This is a genomic window from Pseudonocardia nematodicida, from assembly GCF_040105385.1.
Lineage (GTDB): Bacteria > Actinomycetota > Actinomycetes > Mycobacteriales > Pseudonocardiaceae > Pseudonocardia > Pseudonocardia nematodicida.
The window spans coordinates 252,812-271,401 of sequence record NZ_JBEDNQ010000009.1 but is presented as its reverse complement, the minus strand read 5'-3'; the positions used below and the strand labels follow the sequence as shown (position 1 = coordinate 271,401).

Here is an 18,590-nt window from a genome sequence, read left to right as displayed (position 1 = left end):
CGATCACCCAGAGGACCCCACGACGATGACGACCGCCCGCCGCACCACCCCTGACCTGCTCGGCATCACCCTCGCGCACCGGGTCATGCGCCGCGACCTGCACCGGCTCACCGACGCCGCCCGCGCGATCGCGGACGGGTCGCCCTGCCCGGACCGGCGCGCCCGCGCGCTGGACAGGTGGTTGGCGAACCTGGAGCACGAGATCCACGGCCACCACACCGCCGAGGACGACGTCGCCTGGCCGGTGATCGCCCGCTACGCCGGCCACGCGGTCGACCTGGCCGAGCTCAGCGACGACCACGGACGGCTCGACCCGCTGCTGACCGCGGTGCGCGAGGCCTCGTTCGCGCTCGTCGCGGCGCCCGAGCCCGGCCGGGCAGCCCCGGCCGGGGTGCTCGCCGACCGCCTGGCCGCCGTCCGGGACGAGATCGACGAGCACCTCGACGCCGAGGAGGGCGAGCTCTTCCCGGTGATCGAGCGCTACGTGCCCGCGCGCGAGTGGGAGGGCGTGGAGGCGCAGGTGCAGAAGTCCGGGCCCGGGCTGCGGTTCATGTTGCCGCGGATCATGGACGTGCTGTCCGACGACGAGCTCGCCCGGATCCGCACCGAGGCGGGACCGCTGCTCATGGTGCTGGCCCGGGCGGTGCGGGGCGGCTACCGGCGCCGCTGCACGCTGGTGTTCGGCGGCTGAGCGCGCTCCCCCGGCCGGGCGCGGGCGACCCAGTGCCCGGCACCGAGCCGGTCGGCGACGTCCGCGGCGACCCGCAGATGGTGCTCGCGCGCCGCACCCGGGCCGTCGAGCATCCCGGCCAGCTCGGCGAGCACGAGGTCGGTCGGACCCAGGGCGATCGTCCCGCTGGACAGTCCCGCGATCGTCCCCGACCAGGGCGCCAGCTCGTCGCGGCAGGCCGCCGCCACGTCCCGGTCGCCGAGCCCGACCGCGACCTCGGCCCGCACGCAGGTCCACGGCAGCCAGTAGTAGCTGCGGGCCAGCGGCACGTCGGGCCGCCACACGGCGCGGGCCCGGTCGGCGTCGCCGGCCCGCAGGTGGGTCAGCGCGGCGAAGTCGCCGAACGCGGGCGGGAGCAGCGGGACCATCGCGTCGAACTCCCCGGCGATCTCGCCCAGGCGGCCCTGCGCGTGCCGGACCGCGAACCGGCCCACGGTGCCGATCAGCGCGCTGTTGACGTCCCCGCCGCGGTCGAGCCGCGCGGTGACCTCCGCGTAGCGCCGCTCGGCCAGGTCCAGGTCTCCGGCGACCAGCGCGCGGACCGCGGCGAAGATCGCCGCCCAGCCCAGCGTGGCGGCCAGCCCGCCGCCCGGGGCGGTGGCGACGGCGGCGTCCACCTCGCGCTGCGCGCCGTCGAGGTCGCCGTCCGCCGCCGCGACCATGAACAGCAGGTGGTGGCCCTGGCTGCGGTAGCCGGCGTGCCCGATGCGCCCGCCGAGGTCGCGCAGCTCGGCGCCGACGCCGGCCATCTCGTGCCACAGGTCCGGTCCGAGGACGGCGAAGAACCGCGCGTTGAGCGCGCGGCAGCGCAGCAGCGGGTCGGCGTCGTCCCCCGTCGTCAGCCGGACGGCCTCCGTGCTCGCCGAGCGGGTCCGGTCGTCGTCCTGCCCCTCGACCTCGAACACCAGCGCGGCCAGCAGCCGCACCCGGCGGGCGACGTCGTCGGCCGGGGTCCGCGCGAGCTCGGCCTCGAGCAGCGCGACCATCCTCGGGTCGAGGTGCTGGCCGGGCCGGATCGTCCAGCTGACGAGGGCGTCGTAGCTGGTCAGGGCGTCGCCTACCCGGTCGGGGGCGACGGCGAGCGCCCGGTCCACCGCGACGCCGCGCTCCCGGACCGCGGCCGTGCCGTCGCCGGAGCGGGCCAGCTCGGTCACCCGCCCGCAGCGCAGGGACAGCTCCGCGCCGGGCCCGGCACCGGCCGGACCGGCGAGGTCGACCGCGCGGCCGAGCAACCGGGCGGCCTCGCGGTGTGCGCCGAACGCCGCGGTCGCCCGGGCTGCGTCCGTGGCGAGATCCAGCGCCCGGGCCGGCTCCACCGCGGGTCCCGCGGCGAGCGCGTGGTGCGCCAGCGGTACCGGGTCGTCCGGACGGCGGCGGCCGAGGATCTCCAGCGCGGCCGCGTGCAGCCGGCCCCGGTGCAGCTGGGGGAGGTCGGCGTAGAGCGTGTCGCGGACCAGGGCGTGCGAGAACCGCAGCCGCCCCGGGCCGGGTTCGACCAGCATGCCGCCGAGCACCGCGGGCTCCAGCGCGTCCAGCGGGTCCGGGCCGTCCGGGGTGCCGACGAGGTCGAGCGCGTCGTCGGTGTCGACGTCCCGGCCGAGCACCGCCACCCGGGCCAGCGCGGTCCGGGTGCCCGCCGGCAGCCGCGCCAGCCGCCGGCGCAGCACGTCGCGCACACCCGCCGGGACCGCCTCGGCCGCCGCGGCGGATCCTTCGGAGGCCACCAGCCGGGCCAGCTCCCGGACGAACAGCGGGTTCCCGCCGGTGCGGTCGGCGACCTGGGAGACGGTGCCGGCGTCGGGCTCGGCGACGCCGTGCCGGGCCAGCAACCCGGCCACCTCCGGCCCGGTGAGCGGCCCCGGCTCGATGCGGTCCACGGTCGGCTCGGCCAGCGCGGCCAGCGCAGCCTCCAGCTCCGCCGAGACCTCCCCGGGCCGCAGCGCCGCGACGACGAGCACCGGGGACCCGGCCAGGCCGGTCACCACCGAACGCAGCAGCGCCAGGGTCTCGGTCTCGGCCCGGTGCAGGTCGTCGAGGACCAGCAGGACCGGACGCTCCCGGCCGGGCGACGCCAGCAGCTCGATCACGGCGCGGGCCAGCCAGAACGTCTCCCCGGCACCGGCCGGGCCGGTCGGCGAACGCAACGGGGCGAGGCGCTCGAGGAGATCGCCGGTGGCCGGGTGGGTGGCGAGCAGGGCGTCGACGGCCTCCCGCCACGCCCACCCCGGCGGAGCGCCGTCGATCCCCGGGCAGCGGCCGGTCACCGCGGTCCAGCCGTCCGAGGCGAAGTCGGTGGCGAACGCGGCGAGCAGCGCGGACTTGCCGGCGCCGGCGTCCCCGGCGACGAGGACGAGCTGGGCCCCCCTGCGGGCGGACGCCGCGGCGGCGGTCAGGCGGGCGAGCTCGGCCGTGCGACCGAGCAGGCCGTGCTCCGGAGCGGCGGCCCCGGTCGTGGCCTCGACGAGGCCGGCGGGCCGCGACGGGTCGGCCGGGACCGGGCCGGAGGGCGCTGCGGCACCGAGGTCCCGGCCGGTCCCCCCGGAGCCGACCGCGCCCGGGGTGCCGGGGCCGGGCCCCGTCGTCAGCCCCGCCTCCGGTCCCGGGTCGCGATGCGCGAGCACCGCCGCCTCGGTCTCCCGCAGCCGCGGCCCCGGGTCGATCCCGAGCTCGTCGCCGAGCTGCCGCCGGGTGCGGGCCAGCACCGCGAGCGCGTCGGCCTGCCGCCCGGTCCGGTAGAGGGCCACGGCGAGCAGCGCGACGGCGTCCTCCCGCAGCGGGTGCGCGCCCAGCAGCGCCTCCAGGTCGGGCACGACGGCGTCGGCGCGCCCGGCCAGCAGCCGCGCCCGCCCACGCCGCTCGACGGCGACCCGGCCCAGCTCGTCCAGCCGGCCCGCCTCGGCGCGGGCCCAGTCGGCGTCGGCGAACTCGGCGTAGGCCGGGCCCGACCACAGGGCCAGCGCCCGGCCGAGCAGGACGTCGGCGTCGCCGGGCTCGGCGGTCACCGCGCGGTCGACCAGCGTGGTGAAGGCGTCGGCGTCCAGTGCCCCGGGGTCGAGGGAGAGCGCGTACCCGGGCGGGCGGCTCACAAGGACGGTGGCGGCCGCCCGTGGTGAGCGGCCCGGTTCGAGCAGCCGGCGGAGCCGGGAGACGTGCACCTGCAGCCCGCCGTGTGCGCGCGGCGGCGGCTCGCCGTGCCAGAGGTCGTCGACGAGCGCGTCGACCGCGACCACGTCTCCCCCGGCGACGGCGAGCCGGGCGAGCAGCTCACGCTGCCGTCCGGACCCGATCGGGACCGCCGCACCCCCGGCCGTGACGTGCAGCGGGCCGAGGACCCGCATCGACACGTCTCCCACGGGGGCAATCTAGCGGCAGAGGATCATCCGTTCCCGGGTGCGACCGGGTCGATGTAGGTGCCGGGCCGGGTCGCGCCGTCCTGGCGGAGCACGGCGCCGCCGGGCCAGTCGAGGGTGAAGGAGCGGGTCTCGTCCGGCGGGGTCACGACGAGCTCGGTCGGCGTCCAGCCGGAACCGTCCTGCGGCGGCAGCCAGGTGATCGTCGTGTGCGCGGTGTCGCCCGGCCCGAGGTCGACGGTGGCGGGCTCCTTCTCGGCGCGCGGCAGCGAGTAGGTCGGTCCCATCGGGTCGTCCGGGCCCTGCAGGTCGACGCCGCCGAAGCCGGTCATCGTGCACGGCGTCGTCGTGCCGTTGGTCCACACCACGATGGTGTGCCGCTGCCCCGCCTCGCCGGTGGTCTCTCCCAGCGCGGCGGTCAGGGCGTCGTAGTTGCACATCGCACCGGGCTCCTGGCCGGCACCGGGCACCTCGTACTCCTCCGATGTGGGCGCAGCCGGGGAGGACGGCGCGGCGGAGGCGGCGGACGGGGGTGCCATCTGCGTGCCCGAGTCGCCGCCGCAGGCCGTGAGGAGGAGCGCGCCGGCGAGCAGGCCGGCCGCGAGAGGTGTCCGTGAAGTCCACATGCGACCCACCCTCCACAAGATCGGGCTGCGGCGCGCAACGGATCACCCGACCGGGCTTCCGCCGGTCGGGTCAGATCGGCAGCAGCCCCTCGACGACGTCGGCCAGCTGCGCTGCGGTCCGGCACTCGTGCATCGGGAGGATCTCGGCGTAGGTCGTGGCGGCGGAGTCCCCGCTCCCCCACATCCGCCGGGGCTCCGGGTTGAGCCAGTGCGCGTGCCGGGCCTGCCCGACGACCGCCCGCAGCGCGCGCAGGTTCGGGTCCCGGTAGTTGGTCCGGCCGTCGCCGAGCACGAGCAGCGACGCCCGTGGGGTGACCGCGTCCGCGTGCTGGGCGAGGAAGTCGCCGAACGCGCCGCCGTAGTCGGAGTGCCCGTCGAAGGCGGTCAGCCGGGCCTCGCGCAGCACCCGCGCCATGGCCCCGGCCGGCTCGACCCCGGGGGCGAACAGGTCGGTCACCTCGTCGGTCCGCTCGATGAACGCGAACACCCGTACCTTCGAGAACTGCTCGCGCAGGGCCTGCACCAGCAGCAGCGTGAAGTGGCTGAACCCCGCGACCGAGCCGGAGACGTCGCAGAGGACCACCAGCTCGGGCCGGCCGGGACGCCGGGTGCGGTACGCCGGGGACATCGGCACCCCGCCGGTGGACATCGAGCGACGCAGCGTGCGGCGCAGGTCGAGCCGGCCCCGGTGGGCCCGACGGCGGCGCGCCGAGAGCCGGGACGCCAGCCGCCGGGCCAGCGGGTGTACGGTGCGGCGGAGCTCGGCCAGCGCGGCGGTGTGCGCGGTGAGGAACTCGAGCTGGTCGGGCTGCGCCGGCGTCGAGGAACGCGCGACCTGCTCGCGGCCGCGCTGCTCGGCGGTCCGGCGGCGCACCTCGCCGGTGATCGCGTCCCGGAACCGGGCGATCCGGTCCCGGATCTCGCGGCGGCGCACCTCGGAGACGTGGTCGCTCTCCCCCTCGGAGCGCAGGCCGTCGAGGACCCGGGCCAGCAGGGTCTCCGGGGAGATCGCGTTGAGCACCTGGTAGGCCGACCAGCCGGGCCGGGCGGCGGGGCCGCGCAGGCCGCGGCCGGACGCGCCGGCGGTGCCGATCGCGTCCACGGCGGCCCTCGCCAGCTCGCGCAGGGTCTGCTCGTCGCCGTCGCGGAGCAGGTCGGCCAGCAGGTCCCGCAGTGCCTCGACGTCGACCGGGCCGGTGCCCTCGCCGTCGTCGTCGCCGTCGTCGATCCGCGGTACGTCCACGAGCGACACCCCGGCCCCCAGCGCGGCCGGGAACCACAGGTCGAACAGCGCGTCGAAGGTGTCCCGCTGCGCGGAGCGGCGCAGCAGCGCCGCCGCCAGCCCCTCGCGCACCTGCTCGCGCTGCAGCAGGTCCAGCGCACCCAGGACCCGGGCGGCGTCCACGGACTCGCCGGGCCCGACCGGGACACCGTGCCGGCGCAGCGCCGCCACGAAGTCGACGAGGTGGCCGGGCAGTCCGGTCCCGGACGCGTCACTCATGTGTCCATGCTGCTAGTTCAGCCGGAGTTCGGCAGCCGCCTTCTCGGCGTCCGACCGGTGCTTGAGCACGACGCCGAGGGTGGCGCGCACCGCGTCGTCGTCGAGGGTGTCCAGCCCGAGGGCCAGCAGCGTGCGCCCCCAGTCGATCGTCTCGGCCACGCTCGGGACCTTGCGCAGCTCCATCGCGCGCAGCACCCCGACCGTGCGGACCAGCGCGTCGGTCAACTGCCCGGTCAGCTCGGGGACCCGGGTCAGCACGATCTGCCGTTCCAGCTCGGGGTCCGGGAAGTCCAGGTGGAGGAACAGGCAGCGCCGCTTGAGCGCCTCGGACAGCTCGCGGGTGGAGTTCGAGGTCAGCAGGACGAACGGGCGCCGGTTCGCGGTGACCGTGCCCAGCTCCGGGATCGAGACCTGGAAGTCCGACAGCACCTCCAGCAGCAGCCCCTCGACCTCGACGTCGGCCTTGTCCACCTCGTCGACCAGCAGGACCGTCGGGTCGGTGCGCCGGATCGCGGTCAGCAGCGGGCGCGGGAGCAGGAACTCCTCGGAGAAGACGTCGTCGCGGGTGGCGTCCCACTCCTCCCGGCCCTGCGCGGCGGTGATCCGCAGCAGCTGCTTGGCGTGGTTCCACTCGTAGAGCGCGCGGGCCTCGTCGATGCCCTCGTAGCACTGCAGCCGGACCAGCCCCGATCCGGTGGCCTCGGCGACCGCCCGCGCGAGCTCGGTCTTCCCGACGCCGGCCGGGCCCTCGACCAGCAGCGGCCGCCCGAGGCGGTCGGCGAGGAACACCGTCGTCGCCACCGCCGTCGACGCCAGGTAGCCCATCCCGGCGAGCCGCTCGGCGACGTCGTCGACGGAGCCGAAGACGGGCTGGTGCGCCACGCCTCCCCCTGTCCCGCTGCTGTCCGCCACGGCGATCATCCTGCCCTGCACGGCCGCCGGCTGGGAACCGCGCACCGGCCGCGCCGCTCGGCCGATCAGCGGGGCCGGGCCGCCTCAGCGGCCGCGCCGGGCGAACGCCCAGGACGCCGCGGACAGCGCCACCAGCGCAACGCCGAGCCACCAGCCCAGGGTGACGGTCGCGGTGCCGGCCAGGCCGGTCACCGGCATCCCGTCCGACCCCATGCCCACCAGCAACCCGCGGACGGTCTCGATCACCGGCGTCACCGGCTGGACCTCGGCGAAACCCCGCAGCCAGGACGGCATCGTCTCCGGCGGGACGAACGCGCTCGAGACGTACGGCAGGAACAGCATCACGAACCCGAACCCACCGGCCGCGGCGGGCGTGCGGACCAGCACCCCCACCAGGACGGCGACGCCGGTGATCGCGAAGACGTACACCGCGACGACGCCGACGGCGGCGAGCCAGCCGAGCGGGCCGGCCACCGTCCGGAACCCGATCGCCATCGCGACGCCGAGCACCACCGCCGTCGTCACCAGGTTCTTCGCCATGCTGGCCAGCACGTGCCCGACGAGCACCGTCGCGCTCGCGACCGGCATCGCCCGGAACCGGTCCATGATCTCACCGGAGACGTCGGAGTTGACCGCCATCGCCGCGTTCGCCGCCCCGAACCCGGCGCACAGCAGCAGCACGCCCGGCGTGGCGTAGGCGAGGTAGTCGGTGCCGACCTCGATCGCGCCACCGAAGACGTAGACGAACAGCAGCATCATCGCCGTCGGGAGGACGAGCGCGAGCACCAGCTCGTCCGGGTCGCGGCGCACCAGCCGCAGGACCCGGGCGGTCATGGTCAGCACGTCCGGGCCGAACCGGCGCCAGGGGTGCGGCCCGGCCTCGGCAGCGGCGACGGCGGTCACGCGGCCACCGCCGCGGCGGGCGCGGTCGGCTGCCCGGTCAGCGCCAGGAACGCGTCGTCCAGGCTGGGTGCGCGGACCTCCCAGCGCACCGGCGCCGGGCCGGCCGCCTCGACCGCGGCGAGGACGCCCCGCACGTGCCCGACCGAGCCGTCGGTGGGCACCCGCACCGTCCGGTCCTCCGGCGTCCCGGTCCCGAGCGCGGCGGCCGCGAACCCGGCCTCCGCGCCGGTGCCGTAGGTCAGCTCGATCGCCGCGTCGCCGACCGCCTGCTTGAGCCGCGCGGGCGTCCCCTCGGCGACCACCCGGCCGTCGTCGATCATCGCGATGCGGTCGGCGAGCCGGTCGGCCTCCTCCAGGTACTGGGTGGTCAGGAACAGGCTCGTCCCGCCGGCGACGACGTCGCGGACGACGTCCCACAGGTACGCCCGGCTGCGCGGGTCGAGGCCGGTGGTGGGCTCGTCGAGGAACAGCACCCGGGGCCGGCGCACCAGCCCGGCCGCGATGTCGAGCCGCCGCCGCATCCCGCCCGAGTAGGTGTCCAGCCGCCGGTCGGCGGCGTCGGTGAGGCCGAAGGCCTCCAGCAGCTCGGCGACGCGACCGCGCACCGCGCGCCGGGGCAGGTGCGCGAGCCGGGCCATCGTCGTCAGGTTCTCCCGGCCGGACAGCTTCAGGTCGACCGCCGCGTGCTGGCCGGTGAGGCCGATGATCTCGCGCACCCGCCGGGCCTCGGCGACGACGTCGTACCCGGCGACGTGCGCGGACCCGGCGTCCGGGCGGGTCAGCGTGGCCAGGATCCGGACGGTGGTGGTCTTCCCGGCCCCGTTCGGCCCGAGCAGCGCCAGCACCTCCCCGGCCCGCAGCTCGAGGTCGACGCCGTCCAGCACCCGCACCGGCCGCCGCGCCGGCCCGTAACTCTTGCGCAGGCCGGCGGCGCGGACCAGCACCTCATCTGTGTATGACATAAACTGTTTATAGCGTAAGCGCTGAGCGAGCACCAGCCTCCCGCCGGCGTCGGAGAGGATGGCGGCATGGGCGAGCACGATCCGGCAGCCGACCTCCCGCCGACCCTGCGCCGGCTGTGGGGGCACGAGGCGCGCCCGCGGCGCGGTCCGAGACCGGCGCTGACCACCGAGCAGATCCTGCGGGCCGCGGCCGCGATCGCCGACGCGGACGGTCTGGCCGCGGTCTCCATGGCGCGGATCGGGGAGGCGCTCGGGTACTCGGCCATGGCGCTGTACCGGCATGTCGACGGCAAGGACGAGCTGCTCGTCCTGCTCGCCGACCACATCGCCGCGGAGATCCCCACCCCGCAGTACCCGGGCGACTGGCGGGAGGGGCTGCACGCCTGGGCGCGAGCGCAGATCGAGGGGCTGCTGGCCCGGCCGTGGTTCCTGGACCTGCCGCTGGCCGCGGTGCAACCGGGACCGAACCGGGTCCGCTGGCTGGACGACGCGTTCCGGATCCTGCGTGATGTGCCCGTGCCGGCCGACACGAAGCTGGCGGTCGTCGGACTCCTGTCCCAGCACGTGCTCGGCGAGGCCCGGGTGCAGCTGGAGAGCGCCCGCGCGGCGGCCGCGACGGTCCGGCACTCCCGTGGCCTCCCCGCCGACGCCCCGGAGTCCGACCTGGATCCGGCCGAGGTCGTCGCGGCGAACCCGTTCCACGACTTCGTGACCGCGTTGCGCCTGCTCGCCGACCCCGCCGCCTACCCCGATCTGGCCGGGGCGATGGCCGCCGAGCCGCCGGTAGCGACGGCGAGCGCCACCGAGGACGTCGAGTTCGGCCTCACGGTCGTGCTCGACGGCATCGCCGCCCACCTCGCCCGCAACTCGCCGCAGCACCTCTGACCTGGGCAGTTCCGACCGGCGTGCGGAACTGTCGGGGGTCGGGGCCACCATGGTGCCCGTGACCACCGCATCAGGGACCGCGCCATCGGGAACGGCACTGCGCGACCGGGCCGAGGCCGTGCTCTCCCAGCTCGCCGGGGAGGGCGCGCGGCTGCGCGAGGATCAGTGGACGGCGATCGAGGCGCTGGTGGCCCAACACCGCCGGGCGCTGGTCGTGCAGCGCACCGGCTGGGGCAAGTCCGCGGTCTACTTCGTCGCGACCGCGCTGCTGCGCGAGCAGGGCGCCGGGCCGACGGTGATCGTGTCCCCGCTGCTGGCGCTGATGCGCAACCAGATCGACGCCGCGATCCGGTCCGGGATCGTCGCGGTCACGGTGAACTCGGCGAACGCCGACGAGTGGGACGCGGTCTACGCCGACATCGCGAACGGTGACGTCGACGTGCTGCTGGTGTCCCCGGAGCGGCTCAACAATCCCGACTTCCGGGACCGGGTGCTGCCGAAGCTCGCGGCGAGCGCCGGGATGCTCGTGGTGGACGAGGCGCACTGCGTGTCCGACTGGGGGCACGACTTCCGGCCCGACTACCGACGGCTGCGCACACTGATCGCCGAGCTGCCGTCCGGGATCCCGGTCCTGGCGACCACGGCGACGGCGAACGACCGGGTGGTCACCGACGTCTCCGAGCAGCTGGGCATGGGTCGCGACCAGCAGGACACCCTGGTGCTGCGCGGCACGCTCGACCGCGAGTCGCTGCGGCTGGCCGTGGTGACGCTGCCCTCGCCCGCCCGGCGGCTGGCCTGGCTCGCGGCGAAGCTCGACGAGCTGCCCGGCGCCGGGATCGTCTACACGCTCACCGTGCAGGCCGCCGACGAGGTGGCCGAGTTCCTGCGCGGGCGCGGGTTCGCGGTGCGGTCCTACTCCGGCAAGACCGACCCCGAGGAGCGCCTGGCCGCGGAGTCGGACCTGCAGGAGAACCGGGTCAAGGCCCTGGTGGCGACGTCCGCGCTGGGCATGGGCTTCGACAAGCCCGATCTCGGGTTCGTGGTGCACCTCGGCGCCCCGGCCTCGCCGGTGGCCTACTACCAGCAGATCGGCCGTGCCGGGCGCGCGCTGGACCGGGCCGAGGTGGTGCTGCTGCCCGGCCGCGAGGACCGCGACATCTGGGCCTACTTCGCCTCGCTGGCGTTCCCGCCCGAGCCGTTGGTCCGCCAGACCCTCGGCGTGCTCTCCGACCACCCGCAGTCCACGGCGTCGATCGAGACGCGGGTGGACCTGTCCCGGACCCGGCTGGAGATGCTGCTCAAGGTGCTCGACGCCGACGGCGCGGCCAAGCGCGTCAAGGGCGGCTGGGTCGCGACCGGGCAGGACTGGGTCTACGACACCGAGCGGCACGAGCGCGTGAACGAGGCACGCCGCACCGAGCAGCAGGCGATGCTCGACTACCTCGCGACGACCGAGTGCCGCCTGGTGTTCCTGCGCCGCCAGCTCGACGACCCCGACCCCACCCCGTGCGGGCGCTGCGACACCTGTACGGGAACGGTCTGGTCCGACGACGTCCCGGCCGACGGCGAGCGGGACGCCGCGGAGCGGCTCGCCAAGCCCGGGATCGAGGTCGCGCCGCGCAAGATGTGGCCGTCCGGGATGAAGGAGATCGGCGTCCCGCTGTCCGGCCGGATCCCGCCGGGCGAGCAGGCCGCCGGGGGGCGGGCGATCGGACGGCTCTCGGACATCGGCTGGGGCACCCGGCTGCGCGAGCTCGTGTCCGGGGCGGACGACCCGGTTCCCGCCGACGTGCTCGACGCGCTGGTCCGGGTGCTGGCCGGCTGGGAGTGGGAGCAGCGGCCGGTCGGCGTGATCGGGATCGGCTCGCGGACCCGGCCGCACCAGCTCGATCACCTGGCCCGGCGGATCGCCGAGATCGGCCGCCTCGAACTGCTGGGCACGCTGGCCCCGGCCGGGGAGCGTCCCGGCGCCAAGGAGAACTCGGCCCAGCGGCTCGCCGCGGTGTGGGAGGGGCTGGACACCGCCGGGCTGCCGGACCTGTCCGGTGTGGGCGGTCCGGTGCTGCTGGTGGACGACCTCGTCGACTCCGGGTGGACGATGACGGTGGCCGCCCGGGCGGTGCGGCGGGCCGGGGCCCCCGCGGTGCTACCGCTGGCGCTGGCGGTCGCGGGCTGAGGATCTTGACGACACGCCCTCCATCGACAAAGGTTCGCCTAACCTAACTATGGAGAGTGCGTGCCATGCCCCGTCCCAGGCTCCCCCTCGTCGCGGCGCTGCTCGCCGCCACCGCCCTGATCGCCGGGTGCGGCGGCCCGCCGGAAGCCGAGCCGGCCGCCGGCTCGCCGACCGCCGGCGACGGGGCGGGGTTCCCGGTCGTCGTGCCGCACGCGTTCGGCGAGACGACGATCCCGGCAAAGCCGCAGCGGGTGGTGGCACTGGGTCTCAACGACGTCGCCGTCGCACAGACCGTCGGCGCCCCGCTGGTCGGCGCGATCCGCAACGTGACCGGCGAACCGAACCTGCCCTACCTCGAACCGCTCCCCGAGGACGTCGTCGGCCTGCAGCTCGACCCGGTCGTCGGGCTCGAGCAGGTCGCGGCCTACCGGCCCGACATGATCCTCGCCGTCTCCTACCCGCAACTCGAGCAGTCGATCTACGACGACCTGACCGCGATCGCCCCGGTGGTGACCTTCGAGAAGTCCCTCTACGGCTCGTCGATGCAGGACGACGCCCGCCAGATCGGCCGCGCCCTCGGCGAGCAGGACGCGGTGGAGGGCCTGATCGCCGACGCCGAGCAGCGGATCGCCGAGGTCCGCGAGGAGCTGCCGGGCCTGCAGGGCGCAACCTACCTCTACGGCCAGGCCCGCGGCGACGTCCTGCCGCTGGTCGTCGGCGACGACAACCTCTCGACAGTGTTCATGAACTCCCTCGGCCTGCAGGTCCCCGGGTCGTTCCGGGACGCCCCGGCCTCCGACGCGCTCGCGCCGGGCACGGTCGGGCTGAGCTACGAGGAGGCGTCCCGGCTCGACGACGCCGACCTCCTGTTCATGACCTTCGCCGCGGACGGCGACCGGTCCCGGTTCGAGGGCAACGAGCTGGTGCAGCGGCTGTCCATCGTGCGGGAGGACCGCTACCGGCCGGTGGACCTCGACGAGGCGGTCGCCCTGCAGGCGCCGAGCGTGGTCTCGACCGGCTGGCTGATCGACCGCATCCGGCCCGCACTCGAACAAGCCGCAGGCTGATCGTGCACGGAGAAACTTACCCGCGGTAACCTCCTGCGGTGAACCCTCCCGACTTCCTGCTCAAGGCCATGAACTCCGCCCACCGGCTGGTGATCGCCGTGACCCGCGGCAAGGTCGGCTACTCCGCCGGCGACATGCCGGTGGTCGAGCTGACCACCACCGGCCGCCGCACCGGGCAGCCCCGCACGGTGCTTCTCACCGCGCCGATCCACGGGGACGGCCGCTACGTCGTCGTCGCCTCCCGGGGCGGCGACGACAAGCACCCGGCCTGGTTCCTCAACCTGCGGGCGAACCCGGACGTCGAGGTCGCCGTGCGGGGCGGGCCGCGGACCCCGATGCGGGCCCGGATCGCCGAGCCGGACGACCGGGCCGAGCTGTGGCCGAAGATCGCCGGGAAGTACCGCAACTACGCCGGCTACCAGCGCAGCACCGAGCGGGAGATCCCGCTGGTGCACCTCGAGCCGGCCTGATCACCCGCGCATCGTCAGGATCGATGATTCCGCTGGGAAATCCCGGCTCCTACTGTGATCACCGTGTCCGGCCTGCGCATCTCCGTGTTCGGCGGGGTGCGCGCCACCCGGGACGGCGAGCCGCTCGCCCTGGGCGGTCCGCGCCCCCGCTCGCTGGTCGCCGCGCTCGTCGTCGCCGGCGGGCGGCCGGTCGGCGAGGACGCCCTGATCGAGGCCGCGTGGGACGGGGCCCCGCCGCCGGCGGCCCGGCAGGCGCTGCACACCTACGTCGCGCGGCTCCGGGGGGCCCTCGAGCCGGGGCGGTCGGTCCGCACCGCGGCGACCGTGCTCGTCCGGAACGCCGCGGGGTACGCGCTCGCCCTCGGTCCGGACCGGGTCGACGCCTGGGCCCTGCGCGACCTGGCCGCCCGCGGTGCCGCGGCGCTGGCCGAGCAGCGCCCGCACGAGGCGATCACCCTGCTGGACCGGGCGATCGCGACGGCGGCCGGCGCCCCGTTCGCCGACCTCGACGGGCGCGCGTTCCTGCAGGCCGAGACCGCCGCGCTGGACGAGCTGCGCACCGGCGTCCGGGAGGACCGGGCCGCGGCCGGGCTCGCCGTCGGCGCGGACAGCACCCTGCTCGACGAGCTGGAGGCCCTGACCCGGGAGCACCCGCTGCGCGAGCGCGCCTGGGAGCTGCGGGCCCGCGCGCTCTACCGGGCGGGCCGGCAGGCGGATGCGCTCGCCACGCTGCGCGCCGCACGCGAGGTCCTCGCCGACGAGCTCGGCGTCGACCCCGGTCCCGGCCTGCGGGAGGCCGAGCGGGCGGTGCTCGCCCAGGATCCCGCGCTCCTGCACCGCGCACCCGCCGCCGACGCGCCCGCCCCGGCGGCCGCGGCCCCGCGCCGGGCACTCCCGGCCCCGCTGACGTCGCTGCTCGGCCGGGACGCCGACCTCGACGGCCTGCGCGCCGACCTCGACGCGCACCGGCTGGTCACCGTCGTCGGGCCGGGCGGGGTCGGCAAGACCCGGCTCGCTCTCGCCGCGGCCCGGGAGCGGGCCGGGACGGTGTGGTTCGCCGAGCTCGCCGACCTGTCCGCCGGGGGCGGGAACCTGCTGGCCGCGGTGGTCGCCGAGACCGCCGGGGTGGTGACCGCGCAGGCGCCGGCGGCGCTGGCCGCCGCGCTCGGCGACTCCGAGGCCCTGCTGGTCCTCGACAACTGCGAGCACGTGCTCGACGCCGTCGCCGACCTGCTCGCGGTGCTGCTGCCGTCCTGCCCGGGTCTGCGGGTGCTGGCCACCAGCCGGGAACCGGTGACGCTGCCCGGCGAGCACCTGCACGAGCTCGCCCCGCTCACCCCGGCCGACGCGGAGGCCCTGTTCGTCGAGCGGGCCGGCGCGGCCGCGCCCGGCTGGATCCCGAGCGACGACGAGCGCACCCGCGTCGCCGCGGTCTGCCGCGCCCTCGACGGGCTGCCGCTGGCCGTCGAGCTGGCCGCGGCCCGCAGCCGCACCCTCTCGGTCGCGGAGATCGCCGACGCGCTCGACGACCGGTTCGGGCTGCTCGTCGGTGGTCCGCGGACCGCGCCGGCCCGGCACCGCAGCGTGGCGCGGACCGTCGCGCTCTCGGTCGACGAGCTCAGCGCCGGCCAGCGGGACCTCTTCGGACGGGTGTCGCTGTTCGCCGGCGGCTTCGACGCATCCGCCGCGGCCGCCGTCGCCGGCCGTCCGGTGCACGACGAGCTCGCGGCGCTGGTGGCGAAGTCGCTGGTCCGGTCCGACGTCACCGGGTCCGGCCCGCGCCGGTTCGACCTGCTGGAGACCCTGCGGGCATTCGGCGGCACGGTGCTGGACGACGGCGGCCGGCCGGACGCCACGACCCGGCACCGCCGGTGGGTGACCGGCCTCGTCGCCGAGGCCGACCGGCACTGGCTCGGCCACGACGCCGCCCGCTGGTTCGGCCGGGTGCGCATCGAGCAGCCGAACGTCCGCGTCGCCTTCACCGCCGCGCTCGCCGACGGGTCCGCCGACGCCGTGGACGACGCGCTGCGCCTGGCCGGGGCGCTGGGCTGGTACTGGTACCGCTTCGGGCGGATCGCCGAGGGCATCGGCTGGGCGTCCGCGGTGATCGCGGCGGCCGGGCCGGACGCCGACCCCGCCGCGCTCGGCGCCGCCCACTTCGCCGTCGGGCCGCTGCGCTACCTGGCCGGGGACCACGCCGGTGCGCGCGCCGACGTCGTCGCCGGGCTGGAGCGGATGGACCCGGCGGTCGAGCCCACCAAGGTCGCGCGCGGGCTCGCGTTCCGCGCGTACCTGGCCGCGGCGACCGACCCGGCCGCCGCGCCGGCGTTCATCGAGCGGGCCTACGCGGTGGCCCGCGCCGCCGCGGACGGTCCGGGCGAGTCCGAGGCGCTCGCCGCGCTCGGGCAGCTCGCCCGGCTCGGCGGCGACCCCGGCACGGCGCTCGAGCGGTTCGGGGCGAGCGCCGCCGTCGCCCACGCCTGCGGGCACGGCTTCGCCGAGGGCTCGGCCCGCTGGAACCTGGTCAAGGTGCACCTGGACCGCGGGGACGCGACGGCGGCGCTGGCCGAGGCGCTCCCGATGGTGCAGTTCATGGGCGGCCAGCCGGACGTCACGTCCTGGCTGGTCGGGCTGCACGCGCTGGCCGGCGCCCTGGGACTGGCCGGCGACGGGGAGCGTGGCGCACGGCTGCTCGGCGCGGTCTCCGCGGTCGGCGGTGAGGTCGGCTTCCAGCCGGCGCAGATGGACCCGCAGGACTCCGAGCGGAACCTGGCGCTGGTCCGGTCCGCGCTCGGGACGGGGCCGCACCCCGCGGAAAGGTTCGCGACGGCCTTCGGCGAGGGGGTCGCCGGCGGGCGGGCCGCCGTCGACTCGGTGCTCGACGAGCTGGGCGGGACCCCTGCGGTGCTGCGGGAAGCCGGCCGCAGCGCCTGAACGCCTCCCTGCAGGCCGCCTGCAATGCGACTGCAAGTCGGCTGCGAGTGCCCCGGCGCAGAGTCCTCCTCATCAGCCCACCGGCCACCCGGCCGACGGGCACCGCCTTCAGGAGGACCGCCGTGAGCACGGCCCGCAGCACCACCGTCCGCACCCTCACCCGCCTGGCCATGATCGGCGCCGCGTCGACCGCGGTGCTGTTCTCCACCACCGCCTGCACCATCTTCTCGGTGCCGGCCGACAGCGTCGAGGAGCAGATCGTCACCCAGCTGGGTGCGCAGGGCGTCTCGTTCGACGGCGGGACGGCGGACTGCCCCGGCGACCTCGACGCCGAGGTCGGCGCCGGCCAGACCTGTGAGTTCCGCACCGGCGGTCAGCCGGTCGGCGCCGTCGTGACGGTGACCGCGGTGGACGACGACGACGTCTCCTTCGACATCACCACCGAGGCCCGGCCGGTGCCGCGGGCGCTGCTCGAGGAGACGGTCGCCTCGACCGTGGCCGCGGAGGCCGGCGTCCCGGTCGCCTTCATCGACTCCACCGAGTGCGACGGCGACCTCCCGGCATCCACCGACGGCCGCGTCGCCTGCACCCTCAACACCTCCGGGGAGCAGATCCCGGTCGCGGTCCACGTGACCGGCATCCAGGGCGGCCAGGTCGACTTCGAGATCGTGGACGCCTGATCCGCGGGGTGAGGGCCGGACGGTCGCACCGGGAGCGCAGCGACCGTCCGGGACCTCCGCAGGTCCCGGGGGCCGGAGTTGTACGGTTCGATTCGAGGTCCGCTGCGCGTACACATCGCCCATGCGTTCGGGGGATCGGCGTCGCGGCCGGGTGCTCAGCCCGCGACCGGGTGCCAGGACGCCGTCAGGACCGTGCCGGCCCCGTCCACCACGACCTGCCCGCCCGCGCCGCCGATAACCGGATCGCCGCCGCCCGCCAGTTCCGGGACGACGGCGTCGATCCGCAGGTCCGCGGCGTGCGGGCGGCCGGCTGCCACCCAACCCTCGACGAGCGCCGCGAGCCGGAGCGCGGCGACGTCGCCGCCTGACCCGAACGACCGGATCGTCGCGCCCGGCTCGGCGAGCAGCAGGGCGCACCCGGTCCCGGCGGCGACGCCGAGCCCCGCCCGGCCCCCGGCCAGCGGGAACAGCGCCGGCGCGAGCCCGTCGTCGGGCCGTCCGATCAGCCGCAGGGTGGCGGGGTCGGCGAGGGCGCACCACAGACCGAGCCCGTCCCAGAGGTCGGACACCGACCCGGGCGAGGCCGCCGGCCGGTCCGCACCCGGTGCACGCAGCGCCTCCGCCAGCACGGTGGGGTCGACGACGCCCGGGTCCGCGGGCTGCACCGTCCATCCCGAGTCGGCCAGCGCGGCGTCGGGACCGGGGGTGGCGCCGGCCCCGCGCAACCGGACGAACGCGCAGCTGCGCACCGACGCCGAGCTCAACCGGCCCGGTGCGGTGAGCCGGAACGCCACCGAGAGCTGGCTGCCGCGCACCGTGAGCGGCAGCAGCAGCCGGCCCTCGGGCGCGAGCTGGGCGACCCACTCCGGCCGGACCCCGGTGCTGCCGACGGTCAGCTCGATGCGGTCGTACGGCGCGCCGGGCGGGTAGCCCGCGGCGCCGTCGGCGGTGACGGCCGCCACGCCGTGCGCGCCGGCCACGGCCAGGTTGGCGCGCGCGCCTTCGACCAGGTCCTCGTCGATGTCCACCGTGGTGACCGCACCCGCCGGTCCGACGAGGTGGGCGAGCAGCCCCGCGTTCCACCCCGACCCGGCGCCGATCTCCAGGACCCGGTGCCCCGGCCCGGCGTCCAGCTGCTCCAGCATGATCGCGACCATCGAGGGCTGGGACACCGAGCTGACGGTGACGCCGTCGTCGAACTTCAGCGGGACCGCCTCGTCGGCGTAGGCCGCCGGCGGCTCGAGCCCGGGCAGGAACAGGTGCCGGGGCACCTCCTCCAACGCGGCCCGCACCCGCCCGCTGTGCACGCGGCCGTCCCGGACCAGCCCGGCGACCAGGCCGGACCTGGCGTCCTCGGCGGTTGCCATGCAGCCGACGCTACCTGTGAGTGGTCG

General features: G+C 76.4%; 14 protein-coding genes. 7 read left to right on the top strand and 7 right to left on the bottom strand.

What is annotated here, in order from left to right:
* Window positions 1-25: 25 nt before the first annotated feature.
* Window positions 26-691, top strand: coding sequence for a hemerythrin domain-containing protein (locus tag WIS52_RS21865; protein WP_349300189.1), 666 nt, complete (start codon window positions 26-28; stop codon window positions 689-691).
* Here the strand turns inward: WIS52_RS21865 and WIS52_RS21860 are convergent.
* The 6 genes from WIS52_RS21860 to WIS52_RS21835 form a co-directional block, all read right to left on the bottom strand.
* Window positions 655-4,083 carry a BTAD domain-containing putative transcriptional regulator gene (locus tag WIS52_RS21860; protein ID WP_349300188.1) on the bottom strand — a complete coding sequence of 1,143 codons (3,429 nt, stop codon included), beginning with the start codon at window positions 4,081-4,083 and terminating at the stop codon, window positions 655-657. The genes WIS52_RS21865 and WIS52_RS21860 overlap by 37 nt on opposite strands.
* 23 nt (window positions 4,084-4,106) lie before the next feature.
* Window positions 4,107-4,706 (bottom strand): DUF4232 domain-containing protein, encoded by a 600-nt coding sequence (locus WIS52_RS21855; protein WP_349300187.1) that lies wholly within the window; start codon window positions 4,704-4,706, stop codon window positions 4,107-4,109.
* Window positions 4,707-4,776: 70 nt separating this feature from the next.
* A complete protein-coding gene (locus WIS52_RS21850; protein WP_349300186.1) occupies window positions 4,777-6,207 on the bottom strand; it encodes a vWA domain-containing protein in 1,431 nt (476 codons plus the stop codon).
* Window positions 6,208-6,219: 12 nt separating this feature from the next.
* A complete protein-coding gene (locus tag WIS52_RS21845; protein ID WP_349300276.1) occupies window positions 6,220-7,032 on the bottom strand; it encodes an AAA family ATPase in 813 nt (270 codons plus the stop codon).
* A 171-nt stretch (window positions 7,033-7,203) separates the two neighbouring features.
* Window positions 7,204-8,022 carry an ABC transporter permease gene (locus tag WIS52_RS21840; RefSeq protein WP_349300185.1) on the bottom strand — a complete coding sequence of 273 codons (819 nt, stop codon included), beginning with the start codon at window positions 8,020-8,022 and terminating at the stop codon, window positions 7,204-7,206.
* Window positions 8,019-8,984, bottom strand: a complete 966-nt coding sequence (locus WIS52_RS21835) for an ATP-binding cassette domain-containing protein (RefSeq protein ID WP_349300184.1) — start codon at window positions 8,982-8,984, stop codon at window positions 8,019-8,021. Before WIS52_RS21835 ends, WIS52_RS21840 begins: the two co-directional genes overlap by 4 nt.
* A 66-nt stretch (window positions 8,985-9,050) precedes the next feature.
* On the opposite strand from WIS52_RS21835, the gene WIS52_RS21830 reads away from it, so the two are divergent.
* The 6 genes from WIS52_RS21830 to WIS52_RS21805 all read left to right on the top strand — a co-directional run bounded on the left by WIS52_RS21830 (window position 9,051) and on the right by WIS52_RS21805 (window position 17,196).
* Complete coding sequence (locus tag WIS52_RS21830) at window positions 9,051-9,869, top strand: TetR/AcrR family transcriptional regulator C-terminal domain-containing protein (RefSeq protein WP_349300183.1); 819 nt, start codon at window positions 9,051-9,053, stop codon at window positions 9,867-9,869.
* 49 nt (window positions 9,870-9,918) lie between these two features.
* Window positions 9,919-12,045, top strand: a complete 2,127-nt coding sequence (locus WIS52_RS21825; protein ID WP_379611605.1) for a RecQ family ATP-dependent DNA helicase — start codon at window positions 9,919-9,921, stop codon at window positions 12,043-12,045.
* 65 nt (window positions 12,046-12,110) lie between these two features.
* Entirely contained in the window at window positions 12,111-13,112 is a 1,002-nt protein-coding gene (locus WIS52_RS21820; RefSeq protein WP_349300181.1) for an ABC transporter substrate-binding protein, read from the top strand.
* A gap of 68 nt (window positions 13,113-13,180) precedes the next feature.
* On the top strand, window positions 13,181-13,582 hold the full coding sequence (locus WIS52_RS21815) for a nitroreductase/quinone reductase family protein (RefSeq protein ID WP_349300275.1): 402 nt from the start codon (window positions 13,181-13,183) through the stop codon (window positions 13,580-13,582).
* 63 nt (window positions 13,583-13,645) lie between these two features.
* On the top strand, window positions 13,646-16,516 hold the full coding sequence (locus WIS52_RS21810; protein WP_349300180.1) for a BTAD domain-containing putative transcriptional regulator: 2,871 nt from the start codon (window positions 13,646-13,648) through the stop codon (window positions 16,514-16,516).
* 122 nt (window positions 16,517-16,638) lie between these two features.
* Window positions 16,639-17,196 (top strand): DUF4333 domain-containing protein, encoded by a 558-nt coding sequence (locus WIS52_RS21805; protein ID WP_349300179.1) that lies wholly within the window; start codon window positions 16,639-16,641, stop codon window positions 17,194-17,196.
* A gap of 155 nt (window positions 17,197-17,351) precedes the next feature.
* On the opposite strand, the gene WIS52_RS21800 is transcribed toward WIS52_RS21805, so the two are convergent.
* The gene (locus WIS52_RS21800) at window positions 17,352-18,563 is read right to left on the bottom strand and encodes a methyltransferase domain-containing protein (protein WP_349300178.1); all 1,212 of its coding nucleotides are present in this window, start codon (window positions 18,561-18,563) and stop codon (window positions 17,352-17,354) included.
* Between the last annotated feature and the right edge of the window lie 27 nt (window positions 18,564-18,590).